This window comes from Arthrobacter sp. P1_B4, from assembly GCF_056406555.1.
Window position 1 is genome coordinate 1 of the sequence record NZ_JBFTZW010000085.1, and the last position, 12,588, is coordinate 12,588.

The 12,588-nt window shown below is 67.1% G+C and carries 10 protein-coding genes; 8 read left to right on the forward strand and 2 right to left on the reverse strand.

The genetic code is table 11. From position 1 onward, the window contains the following. Positions 1-273, forward strand: a 273-nt coding sequence (locus AC1D1W_RS17395; protein WP_476944344.1) for a chorismate mutase, incomplete at its 5' end; no start/stop codon positions are given. A 7-nt stretch (positions 274-280) separates the two neighbouring features. Here the strand turns inward: AC1D1W_RS17395 and AC1D1W_RS17400 are convergent. Further along, entirely contained in the window at positions 281-667 is a 387-nt protein-coding gene (locus AC1D1W_RS17400; RefSeq protein WP_018773194.1) for a hypothetical protein, read from the reverse strand. Positions 668-897: 230 nt separating this feature from the next. Here AC1D1W_RS17400 and AC1D1W_RS17405 point away from each other — a divergent pair, with 230 nt between their 5' ends. From AC1D1W_RS17405 to pdxS, 6 genes are all read left to right on the forward strand, one after another. Then, complete coding sequence (locus tag AC1D1W_RS17405; protein WP_028277549.1) at positions 898-1,233, forward strand: DUF6504 family protein; 336 nt, start codon at positions 898-900, stop codon at positions 1,231-1,233. After that, entirely contained in the window at positions 1,230-4,730 is a 3,501-nt protein-coding gene (locus AC1D1W_RS17410; protein ID WP_476944345.1) for a DNA polymerase III subunit alpha, read from the forward strand. The genes AC1D1W_RS17405 and AC1D1W_RS17410 overlap by 4 nt, the downstream gene beginning before the upstream one ends. A 129-nt stretch (positions 4,731-4,859) precedes the next feature. Continuing rightward, entirely contained in the window at positions 4,860-6,869 is a 2,010-nt protein-coding gene (gene thrS, locus AC1D1W_RS17415; protein WP_028277550.1) for a threonine--tRNA ligase, read from the forward strand. Between the two features lie 19 nt (positions 6,870-6,888). Next, on the forward strand, positions 6,889-7,509 hold the full coding sequence (locus tag AC1D1W_RS17420) for an HIT family protein (RefSeq protein WP_243177341.1): 621 nt from the start codon (positions 6,889-6,891) through the stop codon (positions 7,507-7,509). Then, positions 7,502-8,140 carry a phosphatidylinositol phosphate synthase gene (gene pgsA, locus AC1D1W_RS17425; RefSeq protein ID WP_243177342.1) on the forward strand — a complete coding sequence of 213 codons (639 nt, stop codon included), beginning with the start codon at positions 7,502-7,504 and terminating at the stop codon, positions 8,138-8,140. The genes AC1D1W_RS17420 and pgsA overlap by 8 nt, the downstream gene beginning before the upstream one ends. A gap of 208 nt (positions 8,141-8,348) precedes the next feature. Further along, positions 8,349-9,275 carry a pyridoxal 5'-phosphate synthase lyase subunit PdxS gene (gene pdxS / locus AC1D1W_RS17430; RefSeq protein WP_476944346.1) on the forward strand — a complete coding sequence of 309 codons (927 nt, stop codon included), beginning with the start codon at positions 8,349-8,351 and terminating at the stop codon, positions 9,273-9,275. Positions 9,276-9,448: 173 nt separating this feature from the next. Here the strand turns inward: pdxS and AC1D1W_RS17435 are convergent, their stop codons facing one another. Then, positions 9,449-11,461: a M3 family metallopeptidase gene (locus tag AC1D1W_RS17435; protein ID WP_476944347.1), complete on the reverse strand. Its 2,013-nt coding sequence runs from the start codon at positions 11,459-11,461 to the stop codon at positions 9,449-9,451. 82 nt (positions 11,462-11,543) lie between these two features. On the opposite strand from AC1D1W_RS17435, the gene AC1D1W_RS17440 reads away from it, so the two are divergent. Further along, positions 11,544-12,588: CapA family protein (locus AC1D1W_RS17440; RefSeq protein WP_476944348.1), on the forward strand; the 1,045-nt coding region annotated here is incomplete at its 3' end.

Below are 12,588 nucleotides of genomic sequence, written 5' to 3' on the forward strand. Positions count from 1 at the left end.
CAGCTCGCCGCCGTGCGGGTGGCTGTTGACGAGGTGGACGAGCAGATCGTGTCCTTGATCGGGCGCCGGGAACGGCTGATCCGGATCGCCGGGACCCTCAAGGCGGACAGCGCCGAGGTCCGTGCGCCCGGGCGTGTGGAGCGGGTCATCGAACACGTCCGCGCCACAGCGGAAAAGAAGGACATCGACGTCGAGCTTGTCGAGAAGACCTACCGGGCGATGATCGATGCCTTCATCACGCTCGAGCTGGAAGTGTACAAGTCCAGCTCCTAGAAGGTGCCTAGAGGGCTTCTTCGACAGGCACGTTGGCCTGGTAGTCCCGGCCGTCACAATCGCTGAAGGCCGTCATGAGATGGCCCTTGGGCAGGCCAAGCACAGTCGCGATGGGGAAGTTTCCCGTGATGGTGTTTCCTGAGTGTTCCACGCCTTTGAGGTCGAAGTTCTCTTCCGTGCCGTCATGGTTGAAGTAGTAGAAGGACACGGCCTCGCCGTTCATGAACTCAATGCCCAGTCTGCGCTGATGGGAGTAGTCCGGCCCGGCTGCCAGCAGGCCCACCACGTAGGCGCCTTGCCCCGGGATATTTCCGTCTATATCGAAGGTCGCCACCAAGGTTGAATTCTTGGCGGCGATCTTTACGTGCTTCAGGAGTGCGATATGGGAGCTCATGGCTCAATCCTGCTACCTGTGCAATCGTCCGTCCACCCCCGATCTGGGTTTTGTCGGCTCCGCGACGTAGACTGTATTTATTCGAAGATATGTTCGAATAAATAAAGGGCGTGAAACAGAAGGCGCTGAAACAGAGGGCGCTGAAACAGAAGGCGTCGGAAGCGGAATGGACGTAGGAAGTCGAAGCGGGGACTGGGCCGGCTCCAGCCCGGACTGGGTCGGGAGGCAACGTGGGTATTTTCAGCGAGTCCGTGGATGTCATCTGCACGCCCTCCGGCCAGCCCCTGCGCCTCGACTGGGCCGGCCGGCGCTACACGGTCTGCGCTGACCCCGTCCGCTGGTACGAACGCCGCCAGTGGTGGGCCGAGGAACGCCGGGCGCCACTCGGAAGCGGGCCGGGCCTGGTGGATCATGAGATCTGGCGGGTACAGGTGCGTGCGGCCGGGGATCACGCCGCGGATTCCACCCTCACCCTTGACCTGACCCGGCATGTCGGCAGCGGCCGGTGGCGGCTCCTGAAGATCCACGACGCCCTCCAGCCCCTCCGGAAGCCCGAATCAGCATGAGCTTTACCCACCTGCACGTCTCCACCGCGTTCAGCGCCCACTATGGCGTCTCCTGGCCGGATGAACTTGCCGCCGCGGCCGCCGCTGACGGCGCCACCGCGCTGGCCTGCACGGACCGAGACGGCCTGTATGGAACCGTCAAGCACCTGAAGGCGTGCATGGCAGCCGGGCTGGATGCAATCGTCGGGGTGGACCTTGCGGTCTTTGACGACGACGGCGACCACCGCACCCAGCTCGGGGGACGCGTCGTCGTGCTGGCGCACGGACACAACAACGGTGCCGGCTACCGGGCGCTGTGCCGGCTGATCTCCGACGCCCACGCCCGCACTACGGGCAAGGCGCAGGGAATAGTGCCGGTGGCCGTCACCCGGGCGGAACTGGCTTCCCGCACCCTGCACCCGGACACCCTGAAGCCGGTCCTGACAGTGCTGATCGGCCCGGACTCCGACGTCGGCCGGGCCATGGGCGGCCGGCGCTACCTGCGGCCCCGCACCCTGTTCAAACGCTGGCTGGACGCCATGCCCCCCGGAACGCTGGCGGCAGAGGTTGTGTCCCAGCTCAGCCCGCCCGGGGAACCGCTGAGCACCGCCCACGCGGTGCGCATGCTCAAACTCGCCGCAGAACACGGGGTGCCCGCCGTGCTGAGCAACGCCGTGAGGTACGTGGCTGAGGACGGCGCGGCCACCGCCGATGTGCTGGACTCGGCCCGGACGCTGAAATCCCTCCCCGAGCTCTCCGCCGCCCCGCTGCTGCAGCCCAACGGGCAGGGCTGGCTCAAATCGGCGGCCCGGATGCTGCAGCTGGGCAAGGAGATCATCCACGCCGCCGGCTACGGCACAGCGGACCTCAAGCGGCTCCTGGCCCAGACCGAGGCGCTCGCGGACCGCTGCCGCATTGATCCGGAAGCTGATATGGGCTGGAAACAGCCCGTGGTCCCGGAGGCATCCGTGATCGGGATCGACGGCGACGCGCTCGCCGAACTGACCCTGCGGTGTGAGGCCGGCATCGGCCGCCGCTTCCCGGGCATTTCCGGGCAGCGGGAACAGCAGCTGCGGACCAGGCTGGAGCACGAGCTCCGGATCATCGACTCGCTGGGCTTCGCCTCGTACTTCCTGACCGTCGCAGAGGTCTCCCGGATGATCCTGGCCCTGGGCGTCCGGGCGGCCGCGCGCGGTTCGGGCGCCTCCAGCCTGGTGAACTACCTGATCGACATCAGCCAGGTGAACCCGCTCCAGCACGACCTCATCTTTGAACGCTTCCTCTCCCGCGACCGTGCCACCCTGCCGGACATCGACATCGACGTCGAAAGCGCCGAACGGCACAACGTTTACCGGAAGATCTTTGAGCGCTTCGGCGCCGAACGCGTCACGCTGATGAGCATGCAGAACGGTTACCGCGCTCGCGGTGCCGTGCGCGACGCCGGCCTGGCCCTGGGCATGGACGACGGCGAGGTCGGGGAAATCGCCAAGCAGCTGTGGCGGTTCTCGGCCCGGCACTTCCGCGAAGCCCTCGTGGAGAAACCCGAGCTGAAGGAATTCGCGGACCGGGTGGAGCAGCGCGGCTTCTCCGAGAACCAGCAGCTGGACCTGCTGGTGGACCTCACGGAGCGGCTGGACCGGCTGCCCCGCCATATCTCCATGCACCCCTGCGGCGTCATCCTCGGCGACGCCACCCTGCTGGACCGCACTCCCGTTCAGCCCAGCGGCCTGGGCCTGCCCATGAGCCAGTTCGACAAGCACGACATGGACCCCATGGGCATGCTGAAACTCGACGTCCTTGGCGTCCGGATGCAGAGCGCTATGGCCTTCGCCGTCCGGGAAGTGATCCGTCTGCATCCCTCCAAGGCCGAGGTGGTGGCCGCCGGCGCGCATCCGCCCGGCCCGGACGGGACGGGCCCGGATTACATCTCAGGGGACGGGCACATMGACCTCAACGCGGTCCCGCTCGATGACGAGCCCACCTATGAGCTGATCAGGAGCACCAACACCCTGGGCTGCTTCCAGATCGAATCCCCGGGCCAGCGCGAACTGATAGGCAAGTTGGCCCCCCGGGAATTCAACGATCTCATCATTGATATCTCGCTGTTCCGCCCGGGTCCGATGAAATCCGACATGGTCCGGCCCTTCCTGGAGCACCGGCACGGCTTCGCTCCCGAGGTCTACCCGCATCCCGACCTCAAGCCTGTCCTGAAAGAGACCCACGGGGTCACGGTCTTCCACGAACAAATCCTCAAGACCTTCGACGTCATGACCGGGTGCGGGCTGGCGCGGGCCGACGAATTCCGCCGTGCCCTCGGCAATGACGTGCTTGAAGCCAGGGTGGAGGAGTTCTTCCGGAAGGAGGCGCGTGCCCGGAACTACAGTCCCGAGGTGGTGGACAAGGTCTGGGGCACGCTCAAGGCCTTTGGCAGCTTCGGGTTCTGCAAGGCCCACGGAGCCGCCTTCGCCGTGCCCACCTACCAGTCTGCCTGGCTGAAGGCACACCACCCGGAGGCGTTCCTCGCCGGGCTCTGGGAACACGACCCCGGAATGTACCCCAAACGCCTGCTCGTGGCCGAGGCCCGCCGGCTGGGGATCCCCATCCTTCCCCTCGACATCAACCGGAGCCAGGCCGAGTACCGGGTGGAGCGGGTGGAATCCGGGCCGGACCGAGGCAGGCTGGGCATCCGGCTGAGCCTGAACGGCATCTTCGGGCTCTCCGGCGCCGAGCTGAAACGGATTGTGGCCGGCCAGCCCTACGACTCCCTGGCGGACCTGCGGGCCAGGTCGCGGCTCAGCCGGCCCAGCATCCAGCGCCTGGCCCAGCTGGGCGCCTTCGATTCGCTGCACCGGGCGTCCGGGGGAGACGCCAACCGGGCGGACCTGGTCCAGCACCTGCAGAAACTCCAGGCCCGCCCCCTCAGGAAGGGCGTGGAAGTCATTGAGGGCCAGCTGGCGTTGCCGCTGGGGGACGTGGAGCTGACGAACCTCAAGGCGGCACTGCCCGCACCCAGCATGGTGGATAACGTCCGGGCGGAACTGGACCTGATGGCCGTGGACGTCAGCGAGCACCTCATGACCAGCCACCGCCCGCTGCTGGACCGGCTGGGCGTCACCACCGCGGACAAGCTGCTGGGACTGCGCAACGGCACGGAAGTGCTGGTTGCCGGGGTCCGGGTGGCCACCCAGACCCCGCCCATGAGGGGCGGCCGGCGGGTGGTGTTCATCAGCGTCGACGACGGCACGGGCTGCGTGGATTCGGTGTTCTTCCACGAGGCGCAGGAGCAGTCCGGACCCTTGCTGTTCGGCACCCGCCTGCTCCTGATCCGCGGCACCACCCGCCGGACCGGGCCGCGGGGGATCAGCATCAGCGCCTCCATGGCCTGGGACCTCAGCCGCCCGGAGACCCTCCCGTTCCCGGCATCGGCTCCCGGCGCCGCCGGCCGGCAGGAGCCTTACCTGTCCGGCCCCCTGGACGGGATCAGCAGGAACCTCGCCATCACCGGGCTGGGCGGCTGACCGGCCGGCGGTGCGGCTCGCTCGTGGCGCGTTGGTTGGCCTCTGGAGAAACCGATAGCATGGACGAGGCTGGCTGTGGTCCCCGTACGCCACAAGCTACGAAGCCTTAACTTTGAATAGGAGACACCCGTGTCAGATGCCCAGCAGATCACCCTTCTCGTCGACGGCGAAGAGACCAAGGTGACTACCGGGACCACCGGCGCGGAACTCTTCTTTGAGCGCCGCGACGTCGTTGTGGCCCGCGTTAACGGCGAGTTGAAGGACCTGGACCAGCCCCTTCCCGAGGACGCCAATGTCGAGGCCGTCACCATTGATTCCCCGGACGGGCTCAACGTCCTGCGCCACTCCACGGCCCACGTCATGGCCCAGGCCGTGCAGCAGCTGCGCCCCGACGCCAAGCTCGGCATCGGCCCCTACATCACGGACGGCTTCTACTTCGACTTCGACGTCGCGGAACCGTTCACCCCGGAAGACCTCCGCCAGCTCGAAAAGATGATGCAGAAGATCATCAACCAGAACCAGAAGTTCGTTCGCCGCGTGGTGTCCGAGGACGAGGCCCGCGAAGCGATGAAGGACGAGCCCTACAAGCTCGAACTGCTGGGCAGGAAGAATGATGCCGCCGAGGCCGGCGAGGGCGTCAACGTCGAGGTCGGCGCCGGCGACATCACCATTTACGACAACGTGGACCGCAAGAGCGGCGACAGCATCTGGTGCGATCTGTGCCGCGGCCCGCACCTGCCGAACACCAAGCTGATCTCCAACGCCTTTGCCCTGACCCGTTCCTCGGCCGCCTACTGGCTGGGCAACCAGAACAACCAGCAGCTGCAGCGCATCTACGGCACCGCCTGGCCCACCAAGGACGCGCTCAAGGCCTACCAGGAGCGCATTGCCGAGGCCGAGCGCCGCGACCACCGCAAGCTCGGCGCGGAACTGGACCTGTTCTCCTTCCCGGACGAGCTCGGCTCCGGTCTGCCGGTCTTCCACCCCAAGGGCGGCATTATCCGCAAGGCCATGGAGGACTACTCCCGCCAGCGCCACGTCGATGCCGGCTACGACTTCGTCTACACCCCGCACATCACCAAGGGCCATCTCTACGAGGTCTCCGGCCACCTGGACTGGTACCGCGAGGGCATGTTCCCGGCGATGCACATCGACGCGGAACTGAACGAGGACGGCACCGTGCGCAAGCCCGGCCAGGACTACTACCTCAAGCCGATGAACTGCCCCATGCACAACTTGATCTTCCGGTCCCGCGGCCGCTCCTACCGCGAACTGCCGCTGCGGCTCTTCGAGTTCGGCTCGGTCTACCGCTACGAGAAGTCCGGCGTGGTGCACGGCCTGACCCGCGTCCGGGGCATGACCCAGGACGACGCCCACATTTACTGCACCCGCGAGCAGATGAAGGATGAGCTCACCAGCACGCTGAACTTCGTCCTGGGCCTGCTCAAGGACTACGGCCTGGACGACTTCTACCTCGAGCTTTCCACCAAGAACGAGGACAAGTTTGTCGGCGACGACGCCACATGGGACGAAGCCACCCGCACCCTCGCCGAGGTGGCCGAAGCCTCCGGGCTCGAGCTCATCCCGGATCCGGGCGGAGCCGCATTCTACGGCCCCAAGATTTCCGTCCAGGCCAAGGATGCGCTCGGCCGGACCTGGCAGATGTCCACCATCCAGCTGGACTTCAACCTTCCCGAGAGGTTCGAACTCGAGTTCCAGGCCGCCGACGGCACCCGGCAGCGGCCCGTGATGATCCACCGCGCCCTGTTCGGCTCGGTGGAGCGCTTCATGGGCGTGCTCACCGAGCACTACGCCGGTGCCTTCCCCGCCTGGCTGGCACCGGTCCAGGTGGTGGGCATCCCGGTGGCGGAGGCATTCAACGACTACATGTTCGACGTCGTGGACCAGCTCAAGGCGGCCGGTATCCGCGCCGAGGTGGACATCTCCTCGGACCGTTTCCCGAAGAAGATCCGCACGGCCAGCAAGGACAAGATCCCGTTCGTGCTGATCGCCGGCGGGGACGACGCCGAGGCCGGTGCCGTGTCCTTCCGCTTCCGCGACGGCAGCCAGGACAACGGCGTGCCCGTGTCCGAGGCCGTGCAGCGGATCGTCGACGCTGTCCGAAACCGGACCAGCTAGGAAGACGGAAGGGCAGCGCGTGCAGGAAACCACAGGGGCCGGGCCGGAGTATCCGGGCGACCACGCCGTGACGGACGACTTCAGCCTGGCCGGGGTCCCGGACGCTTTCCAGCGCCTGTGGACCCCGCACCGGATGGCGTACATCAAGGGCGGCCAGCACCAGTTCAAGAACCCGGACGACTGCCCGTTCTGCGCCGCGCCCGAGCGGGGCGATGAGGACTCCCTGATCGTCTACCGGGGAAGGACGAGCTACGTTGTGCTGAACCTCTTTCCGTACAACCCGGGCCACCTGCTGGTCTGCCCATACCGGCACATCCCGGACTACACGGACCTCACAGTCGAGGAAACGGCGGAATTTGCCGAACTGACCCAGACGGCCATGCGGGTGCTGCGCAAAGTCGCCAACCCTTCCGGTTTCAACCTGGGCATGAACCAGGGCGTCACCGGCGGGGCGGGCATCGCCGGCCACCTGCACCAGCACGTGGTGCCGCGCTGGGGCGGTGACGGAAATTTCTTCCCCATCATTGCCCAGACCAAGGCGGTCACGCAGACCCTCGGTGAGGTCCGTCAGCAGGTCGCCGACGCATGGCCGCAGGAAATGCCCGCGCCGCAGCACACAGCCGGGGAGAAGGATGCTTAACAGGCACGCCCGGGGCTTCTTCACCGCCCTGTTTTCCCCGGTTGCCCGCTGGCTGCTGAGGATCGGGGTCTCTCCCGACGCAGTGACCGTGGTCGGCACGCTCGGCGTCGTGATCGGCGCTCTCGTGTTCTACCCGCTCGGGCAGCTCTTCTGGGGGACCGTGTTCATCACGGCGTTCATTTTCTCCGACGTCATTGACGGCATCATGGCCCGGATGCAGCAGCGCGGCGGCCGGTGGGGCAATTTCCTGGACTCCACCCTTGACCGCGTGGCCGACGGCGCCCTGTTCGCCGGCGTCGCCGTCTGGTTCTTCACAGGCGGCGCCAACCCGGCCATCGCCGTCGCCGCCATTCTCTGCCTGGTGCTCGGCATGGTGGTCTCCTATGCGCGGGCCAAGGCCGAGGCCCTGGGCTTCCACGCCAACGTGGGCATCGCCGAGCGCGCCGAGCGCCTCGTGTCCGTGCTGGTGGTCACGGGGCTCACCGGACTGGGCCTGACCCCGGTGGTGCTCTTCGTGACGCTGTGCCTGCTCGCGACAGCGAGCCTGGTGACGGTGATCCAGCGCATCGTGACAGTGCACCGCCAGTCGCTGGCGGAACCCGAAGGTACCGCCACGGAACGTCCCGCCTGACGGCGCCACACGGCACCCCGGCGGCCGCGCCGAATCCCAGTCCCCGCGCGAGATTCGACTGCTGTAACCCGAATTCTGCCGCGCCCCGGCCGGGGGATAGTATTAGCTTTACCGGCCAATGGATCCGGTAATCCGGTGTGTGCGAGACACGGCTTGAACGTGCCGTCCGTGCCCCGGCGAGGTCATCTATCTACCCATAGGGGTTTTTGTGTCTACACCTGATGTAAGCAGCGAAGCCGGCGCGTCCGCGAAGAACGTCACGGGCAGCAGCCGCGTCAAGCGCGGCATGGCTGAGATGCTCAAGGGCGGCGTCATCATGGACGTCGTCAACGCCGAGCAGGCCCGCATCGCCGAAGACGCCGGTGCCGTGGCCGTGATGGCGCTGGAACGCGTTCCGGCCGATATCCGCGCCCAGGGCGGCGTGTCCCGCATGTCCGATCCCGACATGATCGACAAGATCATYGCGGCCGTGTCSGTGCCCGTSATGGCCAAGGCCMGGATCGGGCACTTCGTCGAGGCGCAGGTSCTGCAGTCYYTSGGCGTGGACTACATYGACGAGTCCGAGGTCCTGACCCCGGCGGACTACACCAACCACATCGACAAGTGGAACTTCACCGTTCCGTTCGTCTGCGGTGCGACCAACCTGGGCGAGGCSCTGCGCCGSATCAACGAGGGCGCGGCGATGATCCGGTCCAAGGGCGAGGCCGGCACCGGGGACGTCTCCAACGCCACCACGCACATGCGCCAGATCCGYGCCGAGATCAAGAAGCTCGCCGGCATGGCCGAGGACGAGCTCTACGTCGCGGCCAAGGAGCTGCAGGCCCCGTACGAACTGGTCAAGGAAGTTGCCGCGACCGGCAAGCTCCCGGTGGTGCTGTTCACCGCCGGCGGCATCGCCACCCCGGCCGACGCCGCGATGATGATGCAGCTCGGCGCCGACGGCGTGTTTGTCGGCTCCGGCATCTTCAAGTCCGGCAACCCGGCCCAGCGKGCCGCCGCCGTCGTGAAGGCCACCACSTTCTACGACGACCCGGACGAGATCGCCAAGGCCTCCCGCGGCCTGGGCGAGGCCATGGTCGGCATCAACGTCGACGAAATCCCGCAGCCGCACCGCCTCGCCGAGCGCGGCTGGTAACGTTCGACTGCTTCTCCACAGGCTCGGCGCCAAGGCGCCTAGTCCATGGAGCCTCTGCAGTCTCTCTTATTAAGCCAAGAGAGTCGGGCGCAATTGTCGCCGAAGTATTAAGTACGACGGCGGCCGGTCACCTCCTTAGGTGGCCGGCCGCCGTCGCTTTTTTGTGTGAAGAATCAGTCGAGGCCGCGGCGCTTCAGCAGCGGCGCGAGATCCGAGTCCCGGCCGCGGAATGCGCGGAAGGACTCCAGCGGGTCCCGGCTGTTGCCGCGGGAAAGCAATTCGGCGCGGAAGAAATTGCCGTTGGCGCGGCTGAGGCCGCCGTTTTGCTTGAACCATTCCACGGTGTCAGCGTCCAGGACCTCGCTCCAGATGTAGGAGTAGTAGCCGGCGGCATACCAGCCTCCCGCGAAGATGTGCTGGAAGTAGCCGGTCCGGTAGCGGGGCGGGATCAGGCTGTGCGCCACGCCGGCCGCGGCCAGCGCCTTCGCTTCAAACTCGACGGCGTCATCCGGGATGTCGGAGCCGTCCAGGACATGCCACGCCAGGTCCAGCAGGGCAGCGCCGAGGTATTCCGTGGTGCCGAAGCCTTCGCCCCAGAGCTGGGCGGCGTTGAGCTTGTCCACGGTCTCCTGCGGCAGGGGCTCACCGGTGGCGTGGTGCCGGGCATAGTTGGCCAGGACCTCGGGCCACATGATCCACATTTCGTTGACCTGCGAAGGGTATTCCACAAAGTCCCGCGGTACGTTCGTGCCGGAAAACCGAGGATAGGTGACGGCGGAAAACAGGCCGTGCAGGGCGTGGCCGAACTCGTGGAAGGTGGTGCGGAGCTCGTCCAGCGTCAGTAGGGTGGGCTCGCCGGCTGGCGGCTTGGAGATGTTGAGGTTGTTGATCACCACGGGTCGGGTGTTCAAGAGCCCTGACTGCTCCACGAGGGAATTCATCCACGCGCCCCCGCGCTTCGTCTCCCGCGTGTAGTAATCGCCGAGGAAAAGGCCCAGGTCCGTGCCGTCGGAATTCTTCACCTCCCAGACGCGCACGTCCGGGTGGTAGCCGGCGAGGTCGGCGCGTTCGTGGAAGGTGACGCCGTACAGGGCGTTCGCCGCGAAGAACACACCATCATTCAAAACCCGGTCCAGCTCGAAGTACGGGCGCAGGGCCTGTTCGTCAACGGCATACCGCTCCCGCTTGACCTTGGCCGAGTAATACGCCCAGTCCCAGGCCTCGAGGGGGTGGCCGGCGGCCTCGGCCAGCGCCTCGGCCTCTGCGTCGGCATTGCGGACGGCGGCCGGGGCCAGCCGGCTCATCATTGCCTGAACGGCCTGGAAGTCCGGTGCCGTCTGCCGGTCCACGCTGAGTTCGGCGAAGTTCGCGAACCCGAGAAGGCTGGCCTTCTCGGCGCGGAGCCGGACCATGTCCTTGACCAGGTCGAGCACATCGAAGCTGCCGCCGTCGCTGCCGCGGCCGATGGAGGCCTCGTAGAGGCGACGGCGGATCTCCCGGTTCGCCAGCGCGGCCATGGCAGGCTGGTTGCTCGGCTGGATCAGGGTCAGCAGGAACTTTCCCTCGTGCCCGGCGGTCCGGGCGGCCTCGGCGGCGCTGGCGACGTCGTCGGCGGGCAGGCCCGCGAGGTCGGCGGCGTCATCCAGCAGCAGGGCAGCGGACTTCATGCCCTCCTTGACGCGCTGGCCGAACTCGGTGCCGAGCCGGGACAGCTCGGCGTTGACCTCCTTGAGGCGCTCCTGGCCGGCGTCGTCGAGCTGGATGCCGGAGGCCCGGAACTCCTTGAGGTATTCCTCCACGAGCCGGGCGGATTCCGCGTCCAGGACTGCTGCGTCCAGCGCCGCGAAGCGCTCGTAAAGCCCGCGGTTGAGGTAGACGGCGTCCTGGTGGGCGGCGAAGAGCGGGGACAGGCGGGTCTCGAGGTCCCGGATGGTGTCCGAGGCGTCCGCGGACACCAGCGTGAAAAAGGACGCGGCGGCCCGGTCCAGGAGCCGGCCGGAGCGTTCCATGGCGAGGGCCGTGTTTTCGAAGGTCGGGGCCGCCGGGGTGTCCACGATGGCCTGGATTTCGGCAAGGTGCTCGGCCAGGCCGGCCTCGACGGCCTCGGCGTAGTGCGCGTCGTCGATATCCGCAAACGGCGGCAGTCCATAGGGCAGAGTGCTGGGGCTCAGGAGGGGATTGGTCATGAAATGACTCTTTCATGCAGGCAGCCGCTTCTCAACGATCGCCTCCGTGTGTTGTGATGCCGCCCACCATAGGATGAGCGGCATGGAGAACACGACCGCGGGGCCGCGGGGCCGGATCCTGACCGCAGCAACGGCCGTTGTTCTCGCGTCGTTGCTGGCATCCTGCGGACTCCTCGCCGGGCCGGATAACCCCCCGGGTCCCACGGCCGGCGGTACCGGCGGAACATCCGACGTTGCCCAGCCGCCGTCGGGCACCCCGACGCCCACACCGACACCGACACCGACGCCGACGCCCGGGAAGGGTCCAGGCTGTGCGGCCGCCCGGTGCACCTCCGTCCTGGTCACCGGGGACATGCTGGTCCATCCCCAGCTCTGGCAGCAGGCCCGCGAGGACGCCCGCGCCGCCAGCGCCGCGGGGCTGGACTTCGCGCCGCTGCTGGAGGGCCAGCGGCGCTACATCGCGCAGAGCGACGTGGCGATCTGCCACCTGGAGACCCCGGTGGCCGGCCCGGACGGACCCTTCTCCGGGTATCCCTCCTTCAACGTTCCGCCGCAGATCATCACCGCCGTGCGCGGCGTGGGCTATCAGGCCTGCACGACGGCCAGCAATCACACCGTTGACCGCGGCACCGCGGGACTCATCCGCACCCTGGACGCCCTCGACGCCGCCGGACTCCGGCACACGGGCTCGTACCGGACCGAGGCAGAGTCACAGGGCATCCTGATCCTGCAGACCGCCGCGGCCAGAATCGCCGTCATTGATGCCGCATACGGCCTCAACGGGCTGCGCGCCGAGCAGCCCTGGCAGGTCGACCTGCTCGATCCCGGCGCCATGATTTCCAAAGCACGCAAGGCCAGGGCTTTAGGCGCGGACATTGTGCTGGGGGTCATGCACGCCGGGGAGGAGTACTCAGCCGAGCCCAACACCCAGCAGCGCGACGTCGCCCATGCGCTCGTGGACAGCGGCTTGTTCAGCCTGATCTACGGCCACCACAGCCATTCGGTGCTGCCGATCGAGAAGTACAAGGGAACCTGGATTGTGTACGGGCTCGGCAACGGCATCACCGAGCTCTCGCCGTCGTTCGTGGTCAACAACGAGGGCCTGTTGGTCCGGGTGCAGTTCAGCC